Origin of the sequence: Paucibacter sp. Y2R2-4 (genome assembly GCF_025717535.1) — a bacterium.
GTDB lineage: Bacteria > Pseudomonadota > Gammaproteobacteria > Burkholderiales > Burkholderiaceae_C > Paucibacter_A.
Genome location: NZ_JAJIRO010000003.1, coordinates 188,976 through 209,634 on the forward strand (window position 1 = coordinate 188,976; position 20,659 = coordinate 209,634).

15 protein-coding genes and 1 pseudogene are annotated in these 20,659 nt (G+C 63.0%); 10 read left to right on the forward strand and 6 right to left on the reverse strand.

Annotated features, from left to right (window positions below):
* Positions 1 to 92 precede the first annotated feature (92 nt).
* Positions 93 to 878, forward strand: a complete 786-nt coding sequence (locus tag LNV06_RS12060; RefSeq protein WP_263538536.1) for a phosphatase PAP2 family protein — start codon at positions 93 to 95, stop codon at positions 876 to 878.
* Between the two features lie 343 nt (positions 879 to 1,221).
* Here the strand turns inward: LNV06_RS12060 and LNV06_RS12065 are convergent, their stop codons facing one another.
* Positions 1,222 to 1,695 (reverse strand): Lrp/AsnC ligand binding domain-containing protein, encoded by a 474-nt coding sequence (locus LNV06_RS12065; protein WP_263538537.1) that lies wholly within the window; start codon positions 1,693 to 1,695, stop codon positions 1,222 to 1,224.
* A 104-nt stretch (positions 1,696 to 1,799) separates the two neighbouring features.
* Between LNV06_RS12065 and LNV06_RS12070 the strand changes: the two are divergent.
* The 3 genes and pseudogenes from LNV06_RS12070 to LNV06_RS12080 all read left to right on the forward strand — a co-directional run.
* Positions 1,800 to 4,721: pseudogene (locus tag LNV06_RS12070) on the forward strand (L-glutamate gamma-semialdehyde dehydrogenase); the annotation flags it as partial.
* 898 nt (positions 4,722 to 5,619) lie between these two features.
* Positions 5,620 to 7,848, forward strand: coding sequence for a sensor domain-containing diguanylate cyclase (locus LNV06_RS12075; protein WP_263538539.1), 2,229 nt, complete (start codon positions 5,620 to 5,622; stop codon positions 7,846 to 7,848).
* Positions 7,849 to 7,939: 91 nt separating this feature from the next.
* Positions 7,940 to 8,413, forward strand: coding sequence for a c-type cytochrome (locus tag LNV06_RS12080; RefSeq protein ID WP_263538540.1), 474 nt, complete (start codon positions 7,940 to 7,942; stop codon positions 8,411 to 8,413).
* Between the two features lies 1 nt (position 8,414).
* On the opposite strand, the gene LNV06_RS12085 is transcribed toward LNV06_RS12080, so the two are convergent.
* The 5 genes from LNV06_RS12085 to LNV06_RS12105 form a co-directional block, all read right to left on the reverse strand.
* Entirely contained in the window at positions 8,415 to 9,488 is a 1,074-nt protein-coding gene (locus LNV06_RS12085) for an AI-2E family transporter (protein ID WP_263538541.1), read from the reverse strand.
* Between the two features lie 31 nt (positions 9,489 to 9,519).
* Entirely contained in the window at positions 9,520 to 10,401 is an 882-nt protein-coding gene (locus LNV06_RS12090; protein WP_263538542.1) for a phosphate/phosphite/phosphonate ABC transporter substrate-binding protein, read from the reverse strand.
* On the reverse strand, positions 10,394 to 11,983 hold the full coding sequence (locus LNV06_RS12095) for a sensor histidine kinase (RefSeq protein ID WP_263538543.1): 1,590 nt from the start codon (positions 11,981 to 11,983) through the stop codon (positions 10,394 to 10,396). The genes LNV06_RS12090 and LNV06_RS12095 overlap by 8 nt, the downstream gene beginning before the upstream one ends.
* 54 nt (positions 11,984 to 12,037) lie before the next feature.
* The gene (locus LNV06_RS12100; protein ID WP_263538544.1) at positions 12,038 to 13,219 is read right to left on the reverse strand and encodes a GGDEF domain-containing protein; all 1,182 of its coding nucleotides are present in this window, start codon (positions 13,217 to 13,219) and stop codon (positions 12,038 to 12,040) included.
* A gap of 87 nt (positions 13,220 to 13,306) precedes the next feature.
* Positions 13,307 to 13,993, reverse strand: a complete 687-nt coding sequence (locus LNV06_RS12105) for a nitroreductase family protein (protein ID WP_263538545.1) — start codon at positions 13,991 to 13,993, stop codon at positions 13,307 to 13,309.
* A 320-nt stretch (positions 13,994 to 14,313) separates the two neighbouring features.
* On the opposite strand from LNV06_RS12105, the gene LNV06_RS12110 reads away from it, so the two are divergent.
* The 6 genes from LNV06_RS12110 to proC all read left to right on the forward strand — a co-directional run bounded on the left by LNV06_RS12110 (position 14,314) and on the right by proC (position 20,655).
* On the forward strand, positions 14,314 to 14,643 hold the full coding sequence (locus LNV06_RS12110) for a hypothetical protein (protein WP_263538546.1): 330 nt from the start codon (positions 14,314 to 14,316) through the stop codon (positions 14,641 to 14,643).
* Between the two features lie 41 nt (positions 14,644 to 14,684).
* The gene (gene ppk2, locus LNV06_RS12115; protein ID WP_263538547.1) at positions 14,685 to 15,578 is read left to right on the forward strand and encodes a polyphosphate kinase 2; all 894 of its coding nucleotides are present in this window, start codon (positions 14,685 to 14,687) and stop codon (positions 15,576 to 15,578) included.
* Positions 15,579 to 15,761: 183 nt separating this feature from the next.
* On the forward strand, positions 15,762 to 16,919 hold the full coding sequence (locus LNV06_RS12120; protein WP_263538548.1) for an Lnb N-terminal periplasmic domain-containing protein: 1,158 nt from the start codon (positions 15,762 to 15,764) through the stop codon (positions 16,917 to 16,919).
* A 66-nt stretch (positions 16,920 to 16,985) separates the two neighbouring features.
* Positions 16,986 to 19,271 carry a patatin-like phospholipase family protein gene (locus tag LNV06_RS12125; protein ID WP_263538549.1) on the forward strand — a complete coding sequence of 762 codons (2,286 nt, stop codon included), beginning with the start codon at positions 16,986 to 16,988 and terminating at the stop codon, positions 19,269 to 19,271.
* A gap of 108 nt (positions 19,272 to 19,379) precedes the next feature.
* On the forward strand, positions 19,380 to 19,826 hold the full coding sequence (locus tag LNV06_RS12130; RefSeq protein WP_263538550.1) for a hypothetical protein: 447 nt from the start codon (positions 19,380 to 19,382) through the stop codon (positions 19,824 to 19,826).
* A 1-nt stretch (position 19,827) separates the two neighbouring features.
* Complete coding sequence (gene proC, locus LNV06_RS12135; RefSeq protein WP_263538551.1) at positions 19,828 to 20,655, forward strand: pyrroline-5-carboxylate reductase; 828 nt, start codon at positions 19,828 to 19,830, stop codon at positions 20,653 to 20,655.
* Positions 20,656 to 20,659: the final 4 nt, after the last annotated feature.

Consider the following 20,659-nt stretch of genomic DNA (forward strand, 5'->3'; position numbering starts at 1 on the left):
TGTGGCTGAGGCCGAGGCTTAACGGGTCGTTCCTTGGCAGCGGTAAGAGCTGCGTTCATGGCTGCATGGAGTCGTCATTCTCAGCAGCTAGCATGGACGCCATGAATTTCGGCTCCGTTTCCCATAGCAGCTCGGTGTTTTGGCAGGTTTTGACCCGATTGGGCGAGCTGCAGCTACTGCTGCCGCTCGCCTTGCTGGCGATGGCCTTGCTTTGGCATCAGCGCGTCTCCAGCCAGGCGGACCCGCAGACCGCGACGGCCAAGCGCTGGCTGCTCGGTTTGAGCCTGGCCATCGCCCTCACTGCGGCCAGCAAGCTGGCGTTTTTCGGTTGGGGAATCGGGATCGCTGCCTGGGACTTCACCGGCATTTCGGGCCATGCCATGGCTTCGGCCTCGATCTTGCCTGGCTTGGCCTGGGTGGTCATGAAGGGGCGCAGACTGCGGGTGCAGCAGCTGTGGGTGGGGCTGGCGGTCTTGCTGGCGGCCCTGGTGGCTTACTCCAGACTCAAGGTGGGCGCCCACTCACCCTCGGAATCTCTGGCCGGTTTTGTGCTTGGCAGTGCCGTCAGTGCCTTCAGCTTGCGCGGGGTCTTGCTGAGACCGGGGCCGGGCCTGGCGTTGCCGCTCTACTTGCCGGCCGCCCTGATGGCCGCACTTTTGCTCTTGCCTTTTGGAGCTCCAAAGTCGCGCACCCATGATGCGGTCATTCATCTGGCTTTGAAGATCTCGGGGCGTAGCACCGCCTTCACTCGGGATGATTTGCGTCGTCGCTTGCCGACATTACCGGCGCAGCCATCGGCGCCGCTCAATGCCGCGCCATCGTCCCATTCAAAACCTGTGCCCAAAGCTGCAGCAGGCTGGGGTCTTGCCCCTCGGTGACTTGCAGGCCGGTGTTCAGCTCGTAACTGGAGTCAAACCAGCCGCAAGCGCAAAAAGCTGGTGTGGCTATTTCCTGCTCGTCCTCGGCCACTGCTGGGGTTTGCAATGTCTTGGCCGTCCGGTGGGTCGTGGGGCGGGGCTTGGACTGGCTGGCAAGGACTTGCATGGTGGGACTCCGTAGGACGATCAGGAGGAGGGAAGGGTGATGTGCCGCCTCTTTGGGTGACGCGTCCAAACTTTCGTGCATTCCTCCACACATTCCCATCACACCGGGGGTGGGGTGAGGGGGGGAGGGGGACACCCCCCTCGCTGCTTCTCCCCCAAAACGGGGGGGAGCGCCCGTTCAGAACGGCAGCGCTGTGGTGTTTTTGACTTCCTCCATCACCGCGTAGGTGCGGGTTTCGCGCACGCCCGGCAGGGTCCAGATCACGCTGCCGATGAACTCCCGGTAAGCGCTCATATCGGACACCCGAGTCTTCAAGAGGTAGTCAAAGCCGCCGGCGACCAGATGGCATTCGAGGATTTCGGGCCGGGCTTGCACGGCAGCCTTGAAGTTGTCCATCACGTCTTGTACCGTGCGATCCAGCAAGATCTCGATGAAGACCAACATGGCCGCACCGAGCTTTTCCGGGTTCAGCCTTGCCTCGTAGCCGAGGATGTAGTTTTCGCGGGTCAGGCGTTTGACGCGTTCCAGCACCGCCGTGGGGGAGAGGTGCACGGCCTCGGCGAGCTTTAGATTGGAGATGCGCCCGTCACTTTGCAGCACCCGCAAGATGCGCATATCAATCTTGTCCAGGGTGGTCGATTCGTCGTTCATGCTGGATTTTCAACTGTCAAATTGGGAATCATCTGAATTTAATCCATCTGGATCATTTTTATAGTTCGGATCTTCGCTAGAAACCGCCCATCAAGGGGAATTCCATGACCGCTTTCGCTCTGCCACCCGAAGCCGCCCGCTTGCCCGACCCGTATCGCGAGGAGATCGCGGTGGTCCATGCGCTGGCCCAAACCATGGCCGAGCGCTTGGATTGGTCGGCCGTGCTGAGTCTGGCCGGCCCCTGGGTGCAGCAGGTGCGCGCCAACCCGGCGCCCTTTTGGGCCATGGAGTCCTTGCTGCGCGAATATCCGATCAGCAGCGCCGAGGGCTTGGCCCTGATGCGCCTGGCCGAAGCGCTCTTGCGGGTGCCGGATGCGCCCACCGCCATCGCCCTGACGGCCGACCAACTCGGCCGTGCCGACTTTGCTGGCGCTTCCGAGGGCCCGCACAAGATGCTGGCCAGCTTGTCGGCCTCGGCCATCTCTTTGTCGAAGAAATTCCTGCCGGATGCCGAAGGCCAGGGCGGCTTGATGACCCGCCTGGGTTCGCAGACCGTGGTGGCCGCCACCGTGCGCGCCATCCAGTTGCTGGGCCGCCAGTTCGTGCTGGGCCGCAATATCCAAGAAGCCATGGGCGAGGCCGCCAGCGCCCGCAAGGCCCAGCCGCAGCTGAGCTTCAGCTATGACATGTTGGGCGAGGGCGCCCGCACCGAGGCCGATGCGCGCCGCTATCACGCGGCTTACATCGGCGCCATCAAGGCCATCGCCAGCGGTGCCCGTGCCGATGCGCCCGAGAGTGCCGATGGCATCTCCATCAAGCTGAGCGCCTTGTTCTCGCGCTATGAAGTCTTGCAGCGCGAGCGGGTCTTCGCCGAGCTGCTGCCGCGCGTCTGGGAGCTGATCACCCTGGCCGCCCAGGCCAATATCAACTTGACCATCGACGCCGAAGAAGTCGATCGTCTGGAAATGTCGCTGGACGTGTTGGACGCGCTGGCCGCCCGTATCGCCACGCATTACCCGCAGTGGCGCGGTTTCGGTCTGGCGGTGCAGGCCTACCAGACGCGTGCTTTGAACGTCATTCATGAGGTCGCTGCCATCGCCAAAAAACATGGCCTGCGCTTCATGGTGCGCCTGGTCAAGGGCGCTTATTGGGACGGTGAAATCAAGCGCGCCCAAGAGCAGGGTCTGGCCGCTTACCCGGTCTTCACCCACAAGCAGCACACCGATGTGTCTTACCTGGCCTGCGCCCAGGCCCTGATCGGCCATGCCGATGTGATCTATCCGCAGTTCGCCAGCCACAACGCCGGCACCATTGCCGCCATCGTGCTGATGGCCCGCAAGGCCGGCGCCAAGTTTGAGATGCAGCGTCTGCATGGCATGGGCGAAGGCGTCTACCGCGAGGTGCTGCGCGACGGCACGATCCCTTGTCGCGTCTACGCCCCGGTCGGCGAGCACCGCGACCTTTTGGCCTATCTGGTGCGTCGCCTGCTGGAGAACGGCGCCAACTCGTCCTTTGTGCACCAGCTGGCCGATGTGAATGTGCAAGTCCACGAGCTGCTGGGCTCGCCGTTGGCTCAGATTCAAACGCATGGCGCTTTGCCGCTGCCTAAGGCCTTGTACCTGGACCGTTTGGGCCATGGCCGCCTCAACTCCACCGGCGCTGACTTGACCGATATGGCCCAGCGCCAGCCGCTGTTGCGCGCCCTGGCGGAAGTGCAGGTCCTGCCGGTGGCCGAGGCCACGCCGGGCTATGTGGCCTCGACCATGGCCGGCCTGCAAGCCGGCTTTGCGGGCTGGAACGGCACACCGGTGCAAGAGCGCGCCGCCATCCTGCGTCGTGCCGCCGATGCGCTGGACGCCCGCCTGGCCGAGTTCTGCGCCCTGCTGGTGAAGGAAGCCTTCAAGACCCAGGGTGACTGCGTGGCCGAGGTGCGCGAAGCGGTCGACTTCCTGCGCTACTACGCCGATCAGGCCGAAAGCGACGCGGTCCGCATGCAAGGCCGTGGCGTGTTTGTCTGTATCAGCCCCTGGAACTTCCCGCTGGCCATCTTCGCCGGCCAAGTGGTGGCGGCGCTGGTGGCGGGCAATACCGTGGCGGCCAAGCCCGCCGAGCAAACACCGTTTGTGGCGCTGAAGTTTGTGGAGTTGATGTACGCCGCCGGTGTGCCGCATGACGCTTTGCAACTGTTGCACGGCGCGGGCGAGACCGTCGGTGCCGGCTTGGTGGCCGATGAGCGCACTGCCGGCGTTTGCTTCACTGGCTCCACCATCGTGGCCCAGATCATCAACCGCACCTTGGCCGCAAAAGAGGGTCAGGTCGTGCCTTTGATCGCCGAAACCGGCGGCCTGAATGCGATGCTGGTCGATTCGACCGCGCTGCCCGAGCAGGTGATTGACGCGGTGGTGCAGTCGGCCTTCCGCTCGGCTGGCCAGCGTTGCTCGGCGCTGCGTTTGCTGTGCGTGCATGAAAGCATTGCCGATGGCGTGATCGAAATGCTCAGCGGCGCGCTGCAAGAGCTGTGGGTCGGCCAACCGGCCGATCTGGCCACCGATGTGGGCCCGGTGATCGACGACGAGGCCTATGAAAACGTGGCCAAGAACGTCGAGCGCCTGAAGCGCGAAGCCAAGCTGATCGCCGAAGCCCCGGTGCATGACCAGTTGCCGCGCCTGATCCGTCCGGTGGCCTTCGAGTTGCCCAGCATCGGCGCGCTGCACCAGGAAATTTTTGGCCCGGTCTTGCATGTGGTGCGCTGGGGCGGCGATGCCGATGCGGTGATCGAACAGATCAACGCGCTCGGTTACGGCCTGACCCTGGGCATTCAGACCCGCATCGACAGCCGCGCCCTGCGCCTGGCCGACAAGGCCCGCATCGGTAACGTCTATATCAACCGCAACATCATCGGCGCGGTGGTCGGTGTGCAGCCTTTTGGTGGCGAAGGCATGTCGGGCACTGGCCCGAAGGCGGGCGGACCAAACTATCTGTACCGCTTCTGCGCGCTGGCCGCTGCGCCCAAGAGCATCGCAGCGCCCGCAGCTGCGCCGCTGACATCGGTGGATGTCTCTGTGCCGGCGGCGATCGCGGCGCTGGCGGCGGGTTATGAGGTCTGGAGCGACAAGCCCTTGAGCGAACGCGCTGCGCTGTTGGGACAAGTGTTCGAAGGGGCTGCGCAGCAGCGCCTGAGCCAGGCCGAGCGTCTCTTGGACGAACAGCAATTGCCTGGCCCCACTGGCGAAAGCAATGCCCTGCGTCTGCATGGGCGCGGTGTGCTGGTGCTGCAAGCCGCAGGCGCGGCACCCGAGGCGCTGACGCTGGCGCTGGCTGCCGCCTTGGTGGCCGGCAATAGCGTGGCCCTGCTCTTGGATGGCGCCGGCGCTGCCCAGGCCGAAGCCTTGCAAAGCCGCTTGCGTGCCGCAGGCTTGCCGACCGAAGTGCTGATCTTGCTGCCGGCTTCAGCTCAGACTCTGAACGCCTTGTTGGACGACGAGCGTGTGGCCGGTGTCTGCTTGGCTGCCGCCGATGTGGCGGCCGAGCGCGCCTTGCTGCGCCAGCTGGCCGCGGACGATGGCGCCATCCGCCCCTTGATCACCGCCAGCGAATTGTTCGATGTGCGTCAGCAATACCGCTTCAGTGCCGAACAGACGCTGACCATCAACACGGCGGCGGCGGGCGGCAACGCGGCTTTGTTGGCCGGTCTGCACTGAGCTTTGTTGTTAGGCCCTGCGATGCAGGGCCGGGCATTGCATCAAAAGGGGGCGCTTGGCGCTCCCTTTTTTTGTCCGCGATTTTCTTTTGTGCAGATTTGTCAGCTTCTGTACACAGCGGCACGGCCTGAGGGTAAATTGCGGGCTCAGCCCGGCTGCTCGCGTGATGGTTGACTGATGCATGGCCACAGCCAGCTGGGGGCTCGATTCGAAGGGGGAGGCGATGCCGATTCCAGACCCGCGCATGCAGCAGCAAGCGTCCAGCCGCGATGTACTTCAAAACGGCGGTGCTTGGCTGGAGGCTTTGGTCCGCCATGCGTTGATCGGTGTGGCCGTCATCGACGCGAGCGGCCTGTACCTGTCCGTCAATCCGGCCTACTGCGCCTTGTACGGCTATACCGAATCCGAGCTATTGGGCCAGAGCTTTTTGACCGTCTTTCCGCCCGAACAGCGGGACGCAGTCTTCAAGCGGCACCAACAGTTCCTGCGTGAGGGGGGTGAGCTCAATGGCGAATGGGAGGTGATTCGACGTGACGGCCGCCGCCTGCAGGTGCTGTCGGAATCGGTGGCGGTGCGCGGGCCGGAGGGGCAAAACCACCGGCTGGTCTATGTCTTGGACATCACCGCGCGCAGCGAGATGGAGCAGACCAAGGAGTCCTCCCGCCGCATGATTTTGTCGGTGATGGATGCTTTGTCGGCCCATGTCTGCGTGTTGGATGAACAGGGTTTCATCATCAAAGTCAACCAGGCGTGGCGGGAGTTCGCGAGCCAGCAAGGGGCTGATATCCAGCGCTGCTGCGAGGGCAGCAACTATCTGCAGGCGTGCGAGCAGGCTCGGGCCCAGGATCCCGCGGCCACGGTGCTGCCGTGGACCGAAGCGCAGGACTTCGTCACCCGCCTGAAAGAGGTGTTGGCGGGCCGTCTGGACAGCTTTCAGCTGGAATACGCTTGCCCCTCGAGCGCTGGGCCTGCTTGGTATCTGGCACGGGTCTCGCGCGTGCGCGGGGCCGACCCGATGCGCGTGGTGGTGGCGCATGACAACGTCACCGAACTGAAACTGGCGCAAGAAGTGCTGCGCCAGCGCGAAGCGGAATGGCGTGATCTGGCGGCTTCACTGCCGGGCGCCTTGTTTCGTTTTCAAGCCGGCAGCGGGAGGCTCAGCCATTCAAGTACCCACAGTACTCAAAGTGCGCAAAATGCCGAAAGTGCCCAAAATGCCGAAGCGAGCCGCCCGCGCTTTGTATATGTCAGCCCAGGTATTGAAGAACTGATCGGGCTCAAGCCCGAGCAGGTGTTGGGGGATGGCCGAGCGCTGTGGCGTTGTGTCTTGGCCGCTGAACGTGAGGCCTGCAAGGCCTCCTTGCGCCGCGCCCTGAAGCAAGGTCAGGATTGGGAATGCGAGATGCAGATCCGCACCCCGGCTGGCGTGCTGAAGTGGGTGCATGCGAAGGCCAGTGCCAAGCGTGACCCCGACAGCGGCGCCCAGGTCTGGACCGGCGTGCTTTCCGATGTCAGCGCGCGTCGCCAAGCGCAAGCGGCGCTCAAGGTCAGCGAAGAAACCTTCCGAACCTTTTTTGAGACCGTGCCCCTGGGCGTGGTCTATCACGACCGCAGCGGACGCATCACCGCGGCCAATCCGGCGGCCGGCCGAATCTTGGGCCTGGAGGTTGCGCAGTTGCTGGGCAAGACGCCTTTCGATCCTGGCTGGCACGCCATGCGAGAGGACGGCAGCGACTTCCCGCCCGAGCAGCATCCGGCCATGGAGGCTTTGCGCCTGGGTCTGCCGGTGCGCCAGGTGGTGATGGGGGTGCATACGCCCGACGGTGCTCTGGTCTGGTTGCAGGCGCATGCCACGCCGCTGTTCAAACAGTCTGAGTTGACCGAGGTTCATGCCAGCTTTGAAGACATCACCGAGCTGGTCCGTACACGTCAGGAGTTACGCCGCCAAGCCAGCACCGACCATTTGACGGGCGCGGCCAATCGGCGCCAGTTCATGGAGCGGCTGCAGGCCGAGTACAGCCGCATTCAGCGCAAGACCGAGATTTCGAGCTGCGTGGTGACCTTGGATCTTGATCACTTCAAGCAAGTCAACGACAGCCTGGGTCATGCCGCCGGCGATGCGGTGCTGCGCCATGTGACTTTGCTGATGCGCCTGGGAACTCGGCCCCTGGACGTGGTGGCCCGCATCGGCGGCGAAGAGTTTGCCTTGTTGCTGCCCGACACCAGCAGCGAAGATGCCTTTGCTCTGGCCGAGCGGCTGCGGCTGCGCGTCGAACAAAACCCGGCCCAATACCGCAGCGCCGTCATCCCGGTCACGGTCAGCATCGGCGTAAGCCCCATGCGCTGGACCGATGGCAGCGCCGAAACCGCCTTGATCCGCGCCGATCGGGCCATGTATGCGGTCAAGAACCAAGGCCGCAATGGGGTCAAGCTGGGCAGCGGTGACGATTGAGTCTCGGCGCTTGGGCATGATCTTGATCAAGGGCGCACAAGGACGGGGCGCCACAATCGAATGGACCCCAAGCACAGTGGAGGACAAGCAAATGCAAGCAGATCAAATTCGGACCTTTGGGCTTGGCAAATCGATAGCGCTGGCGCTGCTGGCCTGTTCATTGGCGGGCTGTGCGATCGAGATCCAAAACAAGCAAGGTGCCAAAGAGATTGCCGAGGCCGCCAAGCTGCCCGGTTCCGTAGCGGTCGGCTGGCGCGTGTTTCAAGAGAACTGCGCCGCCTGCCATGGCGCCGCCGCGACCGGCACGGTCAAGGCCCCGGATCTTTTGCCACGCGTTCGGGAGATGGGTTCCGAGCGCTTTGCCAATTTGGTGCTGAAGCGCTACGACTGGTCGGCCACACCCAGCGCCGGCAGTGCGGCAGGCCTGAGCCCGCGCTTGCCCGGCCAAGCGCAGATGCCGGCCTGGCAAAGCGACCCGGTGGTGAACGCGCATATCGTCGACCTGTACGCTTACCTGAGCGCACGCTCGGAAGGTACGCAAGGGCCGGGGCAGCCGGCGCGCTAGTTCAGTCCGACGAGGTGCGCGTCTGTGTGAACAGATGCCACAGCGCCGCACCCATGGCGGCAATCACCGGGCCGATGACGAAGCCATTGAGCCCAAAGACCGCCATGCCGCCGAGGGTGGTGATCATGATCACGTAGTCGGGCATCCGAGTGTCTTTGCCGACCAGAATGGGGCGAAGTAGGTTGTCGATCATGCCGATCACCAGCACACCAAAGGCGCTGAGGCTCAGGCCTTCCCAGATGGCACCGGTAAATAAGAAGTACAGCGCCACCGGCGCCCACACCAAGCTAGCCCCGACCGCCGGCAAGATGGACAAAAAGGCCATCAAGACGCCCCAGAGCAGCGCGCCGCGCACATCAAAAAACCAAAATGCCAAGCCGCCCAGCAGGCCTTGGATGGCCGCCACCAGCAGATTGCCTTTGACGGTGGCGCGGATCACCGTGGCGAATTTGTCATAGAGCTCGGCCTTGTGGGCGACGGCCAAGGGGATGGCGCGGCTGAGTTGGGCGACGATTTGTTGGCCGTCGCGAATCAAAAAGAAGGACAGATACAGCGTGATGGCCACGCTGGTGGCGAAGCCGAAGGTGTTTTGCCCCCAGCTGTAGACCTGGCCGGCCAGAAATTGGCTGGTCTTGGCCAAGCCGCTGCTGAGTTGTACTTGCAATGCATGCAGATCGCCCAGGCCGATATTCTTCAGCAAGGCCAGTACGCCGCTGGGCAAGGCGTCAAACAGGCCGCGCAGATAGGGCAAGGGATTGAGCTCGCCCGACTGCAGGCGCAGATACAGGCCGGCGACTTCATTGACCAAGGCGGTGGAGATCAGGGCCACCGGCAAGATGCCGATCAGGAGCACCAGCAGCAGCGTCATCAAAGCGGCCGACGTGGCCCCGATGCGCAAGCGCTGGCGCAGCCGGCGCTGCAAGGGCGCGAACAGCAGCGCGATCACCACGCTCCAGAGAATCGCACCGTAAAAAGGCAGCAAGATCCAGATCAGGGCCGCGGTCACGGCCACCAGCAAGATCAGCAGACTGCCTTTCTCGAGTGGGGTCTGGGCATTCCGGTCGGGGGGGCTCATGGGGCGCGATGATAGCCCCGGGCTTTCACACTCAGTTGGCGCTGCGCTGCTTGTAGTACTCGACCACCAAGGGATCGACACTGACCATCTCGGCGGCGGTCAGTGGGCTCAGGCCTTCGTGCTGTGTTTCTTTGAGCAAGACCTGACCCTCTTTGCTGCTCGAAAACGCCAGCAGGTTTTGACTCAGCTTGTCGACCTGGGCGCGCAAACGTGGATGCGCCAAATAAGCCATGGGCGTCAGCCCCTTGGGTGCCGCGGCAAGCACGCGGAAGCGGCTGCTCAGCTCGGCGGGCAGCAGGGCCAGGGTGGACGCTGAGCCGACGGCGGCAGCGGCGTCGCCTTTCAGCATGCGCTGCACCCCATTGCGCTGGGTTCCCGCCACCAGCAGCTTGACGTCGCGCCCGGGCACCAGGCCTTGGTCGCGCAGATGGCGCAGGGCGATCAAGACATGCACCGCGAAGGGGTCGGCCACCAGCAAGGATTGCTGCGCCAGGCCTTTCAGCTGATGGATAGGGCTGGCTTGCGGCACCAGGATGAGCGGTTCCAGCGGCGCTGTAGCCCGCACCATGGGGATGAAATGTTCTTCCCGATGCAGGATGCGCGCGACATGGGGCGAGGCGCCGACCAGGTCAAAGTCGCCCGCCCGGGCGCGCTCGATGAACTGGCTGAAGTCGGTGGCCGAGCTCAGCCGGCAGGGGCGGGCCATGGTCTTTTCGAACAAGCCGACGATGGGCTCGTACAAACGAGCCAGCTGCTGCACCGGCAGATAGGGCACCATGCCAAAGATCAGCGGGCTACCATTCGTATGTTGTGCCGCCAATTGCGCCGCGATAGGGGGCGAGGCCCATGTCGCGGCCAAGCCGCCCAGCCATGCCAGGCAGCGCCGGCGTCGCAAGACCTCGCTCTCATCCATCATTGACTTCCTGCTCTGCGTTGCCGCGTTTTCTGGGAGCCAAGGCGTCCAGTTCGGCGGGGCGGCTGTTCTCGATTCTTTCGGGGGCGACCCGTGGCAGCTTGATGATGAAACAAGTGCCCTGGCCTTCGACACTTTGTACCGCAATCTGGCCGCCTAGCAGGCCACAGATCAAATTGCGCACGATGGACAAGCCCAGGCCCGAACCGCCTTGCCCCAGCTTGGTGGTGAAAAAGGGCTCAAAGATGTGCTGGGCGGTCTCGGGGCTCATGCCCCAACCATCGTCTTCAATTCGCAATTCAACTTGTTCTCCCACAGTGCTGGCGCTGATGCGCAGCAGTCCAGCTTCACGGCCGCTGAAGGCGTGACGCTCGGCGTTTTGAATCAGGTTGCCAATCACCTGATCCAAGGGGCCGGGGTAGCTGTCCATCGTGATGCCTTCGGGCACGTCCAGCTCGATATGCCAAGGCTTGCGCTTGAGTGTGGGGCCATAGCTCAAGAGCAGGTCTTGCAGCACGCTTTGCAGTTCAAAGTGGCGGCGCAGCTCGGAGCTGTCGTCCACCGCCACGCGCTTGAAACTGCTGACCAACTCGGCCGCTCTTTGCGAGGCGCGCAGCACCAGGCTGGCCATTTGCTCGCCTTGGTCCAGCGCCTCGGTCAGCGCACGACGTGACACCTGCTGGGCTTGCACCATGCCGTTGGTCTTGTGCAAGAGGACCTGCAAGCTGGAGGCGGTGGTGACCGCATTGCCAATCGGGGTGTTCAGCTCATGCGAGATGCCCGCCACCAAGGCGCCCAGCGATGCCAGCTTCTGGGCTTCGACCAACTCGGCCTGGGTGAGGCGCAGAGCTTTGAGCGCATCTTCCAGATGCACGGTACGCAGGGCCACTCTTTGCTCCAAGGCTTCGTTGGCATCCTGCAAGGAGCGCTCGGCGATGCGCAGCGCTTCAAAGCGTTCCGACAAGGTGGAGGACATCTGGTTGAAGGCGCGCGCCAAACCCGCCAACTCATCGCGCCCTTGCGTCTTGATTTGCACATGAGCTTCGCCGGCAGCCATCCGCTCGGCACCTTGGCGCAGATCGCCCAGGCGCGCGGTCAGCAAACGTGACAGATAGACCTGTAGCCCCGCCGCCAGCACCAAGGTGCCCAAGCAGACCGCCAGCAATTGCCAAAACACTTGTTGGGCCGCTTGGCGCTCGCCGATGCGAGTGATGCCAAACAGCGCTTGCCCATAGCTGCGATGGCCCAGGCGCAGGGCGCGCTCGAAGCGCTGTGACTCTTGGCTCTCAGGCGCGCCGGCGCTGGCAATTTGCACGCCCTGACTGTCGCTGATGCGTAAATAACTGAAGTCGCCGCGCTGCACCAGCGCGTGGCTCAGCTCATCAATCGCCCCAAGGTCCGACTCGGCCAGCAAGGGCGCCATGGCGGCCGACAGCAAAGAAGCGCTGCGCTCCGCGGCCCGCTGGGTTTCTTGCGCCATGGCATCCGCCACGATCCAGCGCGTGGCCAGCAAAATCACCAGGGAGGCGACGCTGAAGACCAAAGCGGTCGCCAAAACCAGCCTTTGTTGGAGCGTGTACATGGCTTCTTTTGAGGAGTCCCTGCACGCAAGCATAACGGCCTGCGGGGGCTGCGCTCAAAAAGCCTGTTCGACCCGGTTGCGGCCTTCGCGTTTGGCCTTGTAGAGGGCCGAATCGGCGCGGCCCAGCAGCTCTTCCAGGGCCTCGCTTTCGGTGCGCGGCATGGCCACACCAATGCTGACGGTGGCTTGGATGGGGCCGACCGGGGTATCAAAACTGATTTCCGCCACGCTCTTGCGCAGCCGTTCCGCCAAGCCCATGGCCAGCTCCGCATCGACCTCTTGCCACACCACCGCGAATTCTTCGCCCCCCATGCGCACGGCCAGATCATTGGGCCGCACATGGCTCAGCAGCAGCTTGCCCAGGCCGCGCAGCACGGCGTCGCCAGCCGCATGGCCAAAGCGGTCATTGATGGATTTGAAGTGGTCGAAGTCGATCATGGCGACCACCAGCCCCGCGCCGTCCGGCTCGCCGCTGTGGCGCTGCCGCAAGCGGCCAAGTCGGCTCTTCAAACCGCGCCGGTTCAGCAGACCGGTCAAGGGGTCGATTTCGATCAAAGCCCACAAGCTGCGCTGCAACTCGCTGTTGATCAACAAGAGCACAGACAAGCCCTGCACGATCAACAAGGCAATAAAGAGCAGCAGCCACTGGGCGTTGACGACGCGGGCCATGTCGACCGAACCCGCGAACCAAGGGGTGGAGGTACTGCCGCGCAAGAAGTAGGCGGTCGCCCAAAGCGCCATATCCAGCAGCATCAAGAGCAGTGGGAAGCCGCCGTCGCGGCGCCAGGCGCGCAGCAAGGCAGGCAAGGCCCAAAGCCGCAAGAACGCGCTGACCAAGAGCGTCAGTGATAGCGAAGTCCAGGCCGGCAAAGCCATGAAGGCCGTGGCCATCGAAGCCACGCTTGCCAATGCGACCAGAGTCAGCACCGGCGCCGAGCGCAGCGGTAGTCCCAAAAAGGCGCGCAAGCCCAAGACCACCAGGCCGCTGGACAACACACCTCCGATATGGCCGATGGTTTGCAGCGCCGTCGGCGTGCCAAAGGCCATGCAGAGATTGCGAATCAGCTGCGTCAGCGCGATCGCGGCGAAGGCACCAGTCCAGTACCAAAGCCCATAGCGTCCGCGCGCTTGCCAGGCGCTGCCGGCGGCGATCACCATCATCAGCGTCGCCACCAATTGGTAGACGATCAGCAGCGTGGGCAGGTGCAGGTCGGGGAAGGGGATGAACACTGTCATGGCAATATTGCCATCATTGTCCACGCCCGAGCTGGCTTTTCGCTGGCGGCCTTTGAATACTCCGCTAAGTCGCTCGGTCTAAAGTCTCTATTCCAACCAGCTGCTGATCTCCGCCAGCGGTTTCTTGATGCCGCCGTGCACCGGTACTTGACAGCCGTCCTTGGGGTAGCCCACCACCAGCAGGATCGCCGGCTTCTCGGAATCGGGCCGGCCACACAGTTTGCTCAAAAAGCCCATCGGGCTGGGCGTGTGCGTCAAGGTGGCGAGGCCGGCATCGTGCAGCGCACTGATCAAGAAACCGGTGGCAATGCCCACCGACTCGGGCACGTAGTAATGGCTGTAGCGCTCGCCTTGCGCATCGATGCCGTACTTCTGCGCAAAGATGGCGATCAGCAGCGGCGCCTCTTCAAGAAAGGGCTTGTGCTGGTCGGTGCCCAGCGGAGCCAAGGCGCGCAGCCATTCTTCGGGTGCGCGGCCGTTGTAAAAATTGCGCTCTTCTTCCTCGGCCGCCGCGCGGATCTGGGTTTTGCGCTCGGCATCGGTGATGACCACAAAATGCCAGGGCTGCTGGTTGGCGCCAGACGGCGCGGTGCCGGCCGCCAGCAAGCATTGTTCGATGACGGCGCGATCCACCGGGCGGCTGTCAAAGTCACGCACCGTGCGTCGGCGCAAGAGGCTTTGGTAATTGGCGCGGGCGCGTTCCAACATGGTCTCGCGAGGCAGTTCGCGGTAGCCGCTCAAGGGCTCCATGGCGGGGGCAGGCATTGTGTGCATGAGCAAATTGAAGCAGATGAATGGATGAGGGCGCGCTGCCGCCAGTCGGGTCTTGAGTTCAAGGCTGGGCAACGAGGGCTGACAGTTTCAAAGCGGTTTCAAGCATAACGTTCAAATGCGACGCTGCTGTGTGTGCCAGGTGCTGTGCGGCATTCTGTGCCGCTGTAGCTGCCCTGGCTTGTGCTGAAGTTCGGACATGCCATTCGCCAGCGTTTCATTTTTGCGCCGCGTGCAGGCGTTAGAGTGGAGCCAAGTCGGCGAGGCACGCCCTTACGGCCGGTGAGCTTGTTTTCTTGTAGTTCTAGCCCAGGAGAGTCGAGATGTCTGACGAACCCAATTACCGCACCGGCCGCTGGGCCCTGCATTTCGAAGAGATCGACAAAGAAATCGCCACCTTGGCCATGATGTGTGAAGTGCCCTTGATCCAGCCGGGTGTGATCGAGCGCGTCTTGCATGGTGACATCCTGGTCTGCGGCAAAGAGAAGCCGGCTTCTTTTGGCAAGCTGCGAGGTCTTTTGATGATGCATTACTCGGACCAGGCCAAGGCGATCGAGGTGCTGGGCCCAGAGCAGGCGCTGGCCATCGTCAGTCAGGTGGTGGATCGCCTGCGCGAGCGTTTCGGTGACCGGCTCGGTGCCCCCGAGGCTTGAAGCCCGCCTGATCTAAAACCGTCAACGCAGGAGCCCGCATGGTGGCCTTGAAGAAAACAAGCGCGGAGCGCAAGCCCGCCAAATCCGCTCAGATGGGCAGTCAGGGCTTGGCAATCCATCAGAGTGAAGTCGATGCTGGCTTGCCGACTCAGGAGGCGCGCTCCTCGCTTTCAGCCCGCGAATACGACAAGGCGCTGGAGAAAATGCATATCGAGCTGGTGTCGCTGCAGGAATGGGTGCAGCACCATGGCTTGAAGGTCTGCATCGTGTTTGAGGGCCGCGACGGCGCCGGCAAAGGCGGCACCATCAAGGCCTTGACCGAGCGGGTCAGCCCGCGCGTGTTCCGCGTGGTCGCGCTGCCTGCGCCGACCGAGCGCGAGAAAAGCCAGATGTATGTGCAGCGCTATGTCCAGCATCTGCCCGCCGCCGGTGAGGTGGTGATCTTTGATCGCAGCTGGTACAACCGCGCCGGTGTAGAGCGGGTGATGGGTTTTTGTACCGAGCAGCAATCCAAAGATTTTCTCGCCATCGTACCGGCGTTTGAGAAAGCCATCGTGGCCTCCGGCGTGATCTTGCTGAAGTACTGGCTGGAGGTCAGCCCCGAAGAGCAGACTCGGCGCTTGACCGACCGCATTGAAGACGGGCGCAAGCTCTGGAAGCTCTCGCCCATGGACTTGAAGTCCTACAGCCGGTGGTACGACTATTCGCGCGCTCGCGACGAGATGTTCAAGGCCAGCGACACACCCTGGGCACCCTGGTTTGCGGTGCACTCGGATGACAAGCGTCGTGCCCGGCTCAACATCATTCAGCATGTCTTGCGTAGCATTCCTTACGAGATCTTGCCGCGCGAAAAAATAGTCTTGCCCAAGCGCCAAAAGCGCGGCGACTACCAAGAGACCGACTACCCCTTCCGCTTCGTCCCTGAGACTTTTTGAGGCGGAGAAGTCGACCCGTCAGCGCAGCGACTCAGGTGAATCTTTGCGCCTGTTGACAGGCCGGTTTTCCGGTGCTTCGCCGACTATGATGGCGCGTTTTTCTCCGCTTGATTTGGGCGTCATGTCTGTCGGCCCGCCACAGGATCACCGCATGTATTCAGCCTGCTTTTTCAATTGGATCGGATGCCGCTCATGACGGTGGTGGAGCGTCTGGGTCGACTGCTGCTCGCCTTGCTGGTGATTTTGTGCGCCGCCTGGAGCGCGGTGGCCTTGGCCTTGACCGGGCCGGCGAGTCCGCAGCAGCGCTATGCCTGCCTGGCGGCCTTGGGGCTCAGCACGCTGCTGGCGCTGCTGGGCCTGCTGCCCACGGTGCGCACGCTGTGGCGGCGCTTGGCGCTGGCGGCTTTTGCGGCGATGTTGGTATTCAGTCTTGTGCTGTTCTTTGAACAACAGCCCTCGAATGATCGCAACTGGCGTGAAGAGGTCTCCCGCACACCGTACGCCACCATCAACGGCAACAACGTCACCGTTCATGAGGTGCGAAATTTTGATTACCGCAGCGAGCTGGATTTCACACCGGCCTGGGAAGAGCGGCGCTATGACCTGAACAAGTTCGAGGGGGTGGACCTGGTCACCTCGTATTGGATGGGCCCGCACATCGCCCATGTGTTTCTCAGCTTTGCCTTTTCAGACGGCAAGCATCTGGCCATTTCCATCGAGACCCGCACCGAGAAGGGTGAGGGTTACTCGACGCTGAAGGGCTTCTTTCGGCAATATGAGTTGTTCTATGCCGTGGGTGACGAGCGCGACCTGATCCGCGTGCGCAGCAATTACCGGCAAGACCCGCCGGAGGATGTGTATGTCTACCGCCTCAAGGGCAGCCTGGAAGGCGGCCGTCGCTTGTTCCTCGAGTACCTGCGGCATATGAATGAGTTGAAAGAAAAACCGGCCTTCTACAACAGCTTGTTCACCAACTGCACCACCAATATCTGGCTCAATGCGCGCATCTACCCGGCGCAACTGCCTTTGAGTTGGAAGATCATTGCCAGTGGCCATGTGCCCGAGTATTTGTTTGAGCTCGACATGCTCGACGCCGATGCCGGCTTGGATCTAGCCGCGCTACAGCGGCGCTCGCACATCAATGAGCGTGCCAAGGCGGCTGATCAAGCCAGCGACTTTTCAGCGCGCATCCGGGCGCCAACGCTGCAGACAGTGGCCGGGCAGGACAAGCCAGCCAAACTGACGGCCAATCAGACGGCCAAGAAAGCCGGCACATCGAACGCTGCCAATAGCGGCAACAATGGCAACCGCGCGGGTGGCCCTGCAGTCAAACAACCCTAGGGTCTAGGTGCCAGCTTCGCCTCACCTTCCCAACGCTTGCGCCTTCGTTCTTGTATGTCTTCAGTCATGAACTTTCCTAGCCGTCGCAGCTCGGCGGTCTTGCTGGTGATCACGGCTTTGTTGAGCATGGCCGCCTGCAAAAGGGCGGCCGCCGTGCAGCCGGTGCCGTCCGAGGCGCAGGCGGCTGAGGCGGTAGCGCCGACCCCCAAGCCCAAGCGACCGAAGATTTGCCTGGTTTTGTCGGGCGGCGGGGCTCGGGGTGCTGCGCATACCGGTGTTTTGCGGGTCTTGGAAGACTTGCGGGTGCCTATTGACTGCATCACCGGCACCAGCATGGGCGCGCTGGTCGGGGGCGCCTATGCCACGGGCATGAGCGTGGATGAGATGGATGCGGTCAATGCCGGCATCACGGTGGAAAAGCTCTTCAAGGAAAAGGCGCCTCGCAAAGAGCTGACCATGCGGCGCAAGCAAGACGATTTCTATAACTTCGTCGGCCCCGAGATCGGCGTGGGCGCCGAGGAAGCGGTGGCGACCAAGGGCTTTGTGTCGGGCGTGCAGCTGGAAAGCGTGTTGCGCCAGCTGACCAAGGTGCGTGGCTACCGGGACTTTGACAACCTCCCGATTCCTTTTCGCGCCGTGGCCACCGATTTGGTCAGCGGCAAGGCGGTGGTTTTCAGCGAGGGCGATATCTCCAATGTGATGCGCGCCAGCATGGCGGTGCCCGGGGCGGTGGCGCCGGCCGAGATCGGCGGCCTGCTCCTGGTGGACGGCATGTTGACCAGCAATCTGCCGGTCGATGCAGCGCGGGCCATGGGGGCCGATGTGGTGATAGCCGTCAATGTCGGTACGCCCTTGCTCAAGCGCGAGCAACTCAATGGCGTCTTGGGCGTGGCCAACCAGATGCTGAACATTCTGACCGAGCAGAATGTGCAAGCGTCTTTGGCCTCTTTGAGGCCTGGAGATATCTTGATCTCGCCCGATCTCGGCGACTTCTCCACCGCTGACTTCGACCATTTGAGCCAGATTGCCCCCAAGGGCGAGATCGCGGCTCGGTTGGTGGCCCAGCAGCTGAGCCGTTACTCGGTGTCGCCGGAGGAGTATGCAGCCTTGCGCCAGCGGCAAAAGGCCACGGTCTCGGCCGATTTGCGGCCGGTGGATGAGCTGCGCTTCGTCAATCTGAAGCGCGTCAATCCCGAGGCAGCCGCCTCGCTGATGGTGACGACGGCGAATGCGCCGATCAAGCAGGAAGTGCTGGACGACGATATGCGCCGGCTCTACGGCAGCGGTGACTTCGAGCATGTCAACTACCGTGTCCTGACCGAGAAGAACAAGCGCATTTTGGCCATCGAAGCTCTCGAAAAGAGCTGGGGCCCGAACTATCTGCGTTTCGGCCTGGGCATGAGCAGCGACTTTGGCAGCGAGTCGCAGGCCAGTTTGTTTGCGTCCTACCGCCGCACCTGGATCAACTCCCTCGGTGCCGAGTGGCGCACCGATCTGCGCTTTGGCTACAACCACAGCCTGAACAGCGAGTTCTATCAGCCCCTGGACGCGCGTCAGGATTGGTTTGTCGCGCCCAGCCTGAATGTGGGGCGCAGCACCATCTCGGTTTACGCCGGCGATGCCCGCCAGTCGATTTTCACTCTGGTGTCGAGCCAAGTCGGGCTGGATCTAGGCCGGCATTTCTACCAATACGGCGAGTTCCGCTTGGGCGCGCAGCGGGGACGCGTCAGCGCCCGTCTCAATACCGGGGACGGCATCGGTGTGCCCCGATCGGCTCAAGTGTCCACGGGCGGCTTGAATGCGCGTTTGCAGTTGGATCGCTTGGACAGCGTGCTGTTCCCACGTTCCGGTTGGCTGGCAGGTGCCAGCCTGTTCCGATCGATGAAGAGCATGGGTGCAGATGATGACTACACCAAGTGGGATGCCACGGCGGCGGGGGCCTATACCTTTGGCGAGAACACCCTCAATCTGGCGCTGGTCGGTGCCGGCCCCATGGGCAACAATGACTTGCCCGGACACAGTCTGGTTCAGTGGGGCGGCTTCCTTCAGCAGTCCGGCTATGCCCAGGGTCAGCTCTTGGGTCAGCGCTTGGAATTCGCCCGCCTGATGTATTACCGCCGGGTGTCTCAGGGCCAATTGTTGGAGGGCGCTTACGGCGGCTTGTCGCTGGAACTGGGTCGCGTGACCGGCCCTCTGATGTGGGTCAACTCGGAAGCCTGGCGCAAGTCGATGGCGGTCTATGTTGGCCTGGACACCTTTGTCGGCCCGCTCTATTTCGGCGCCGGCCGTGCGTCCGATGGGGCCACCAGCTTCTATCTGGTGTTGGGAAGCGTCTTAACGCCGGGGCGGTAACATCGCCCCCCGAAGGGCGGGAAGGGCGTCATGCCTCCACTGGCCCAGGCGCGCTGAAAGGCTGACGCCGCGTTCTCCTGCCGTCTGACTGAATCCATTGCGCCCACCATGACCCTCAAACGCGTTTTCCTTGCCTTGCTGGTGCTTGCCGTATTGCTAACCGGCTACTTCTATGTCGCGTTGAACTGGAGCTATTCCTCGGGTGAACGAGCCGGCTGGATTCAGAAACTCTCCCGAAAGGGCTGGGTCTGCAAGACCTGGGAGGGCGAGCTGGCCTTGGTGTCGATTCCTGGCAGCTCGACCGTCGAGAAGTTTCAGTTCACGGTGGCGAATGACGCCGTGGCGGCCGAGCTGACCGAGGTGATGGGCAAACGCGTCACGCTGCACTACGAGGAGAAAGTGGGCCTGCCGACCTCCTGTTTTGGTGAGACGCGGCACTACGTGACCAAGGTGGCGGTGGCCAGCGATATCTCGCTCTCGCCCGGCGTGGTGGTGCATACCAATCCGGCCGAGCCTGCAGCGATACCCGCCAGCAGCCCAGCGGCTTCGAACTGAGATGAGTCATCCCGTTTTGGCCTTTATCGGCGGCGGCAATATGGCCAGCGCTATCATCGGCGGCTTGCTGGAGAGTGGCCATCCTCGCGATCGGCTGATCGTGGTGGAGCCCTACGCCCCGCAACGCGACAAGCTGGCTTCTGACTTCGGTTTGCAAGCCTTGGCGAGCGCCGATGCCTCGTTGGCGCAGGCCGATTTGCTGATGTGGGCCGTCAAGCCGCAGATGTTTGCAGAAGCCGCCGCGCCTCTTGCCTCATTTGCGCCCTTTGTTGGCCAGGCCTTGCATTTGTCGGTGATGGCCGGCATTCGCAGCGAGGCCTTGCTGCAAGCGTGCGGCGCGGCACGCATCGTGCGCGCAATGCCCAATACCCCGGCCTTGATTGGGCGCGGCATGGCTGGGCTCTATGCCCGCCCCGAAGTCAGCGCCGCAGACAAACAGTTGGTCGAGCGCGTCTTGGCGCCCACCGGCGAGCTGATGTGGTTGGCGCAGGAGTCCGATCTGGATGCGGTCACCGCCTTGTCCGGCTCCGGCCCGGCTTACTTCTTCTATTTCATCGAAGCGATGGAAGCTGCCGCCGTCGAGATGGGCTTGAGCGCTGAGCAAGGCCGTCAGCTGGCCCTGGCCACCTGCGCCGGCGCGGCCGCCTTGGCCCAGCAGTCCACAGAGTCGCCGGCGACCTTGCGCGAGCGCGTCACCTCCAAAGGTGGCACCACCTATGCGGCGCTCAGCAGCTTGCAGGCCGATGGGGTCGGGGCGGCCATACAGCGCGCCGTCAAGGCGGCGCAGCAGCGCGCCCGGGAACTGGGCGACGAATTCGGCCAAGCCTGAGTCT

Coding starts and splice junctions, on each gene's coding strand:
- LNV06_RS12060 (WP_263538536.1), top strand. CDS start 93: ATGGACGCCATGAATTTCGGCTCCGTTTCCCATAGCAGCTCGGTGTTT.
- LNV06_RS12065 (WP_263538537.1), bottom strand. CDS start 1,695: ATGAACGACGAATCGACCACCCTGGACAAGATTGATATGCGCATCTTG.
- LNV06_RS12075 (WP_263538539.1), top strand. CDS start 5,620: ATGCCGATTCCAGACCCGCGCATGCAGCAGCAAGCGTCCAGCCGCGAT.
- LNV06_RS12080 (WP_263538540.1), top strand. CDS start 7,940: ATGCAAGCAGATCAAATTCGGACCTTTGGGCTTGGCAAATCGATAGCG.
- LNV06_RS12085 (WP_263538541.1), bottom strand. CDS start 9,488: ATGAGCCCCCCCGACCGGAATGCCCAGACCCCACTCGAGAAAGGCAGT.
- LNV06_RS12090 (WP_263538542.1), bottom strand. CDS start 10,401: ATGGATGAGAGCGAGGTCTTGCGACGCCGGCGCTGCCTGGCATGGCTG.
- LNV06_RS12095 (WP_263538543.1), bottom strand. CDS start 11,983: ATGTACACGCTCCAACAAAGGCTGGTTTTGGCGACCGCTTTGGTCTTC.
- LNV06_RS12100 (WP_263538544.1), bottom strand. CDS start 13,219: ATGACAGTGTTCATCCCCTTCCCCGACCTGCACCTGCCCACGCTGCTG.
- LNV06_RS12105 (WP_263538545.1), bottom strand. CDS start 13,993: ATGCACACAATGCCTGCCCCCGCCATGGAGCCCTTGAGCGGCTACCGC.
- LNV06_RS12110 (WP_263538546.1), top strand. CDS start 14,314: ATGTCTGACGAACCCAATTACCGCACCGGCCGCTGGGCCCTGCATTTC.
- LNV06_RS12120 (WP_263538548.1), top strand. CDS start 15,762: ATGCCGCTCATGACGGTGGTGGAGCGTCTGGGTCGACTGCTGCTCGCC.
- LNV06_RS12125 (WP_263538549.1), top strand. CDS start 16,986: ATGAACTTTCCTAGCCGTCGCAGCTCGGCGGTCTTGCTGGTGATCACG.
- LNV06_RS12130 (WP_263538550.1), top strand. CDS start 19,380: ATGACCCTCAAACGCGTTTTCCTTGCCTTGCTGGTGCTTGCCGTATTG.
- proC (WP_263538551.1), top strand. CDS start 19,828: ATGAGTCATCCCGTTTTGGCCTTTATCGGCGGCGGCAATATGGCCAGC.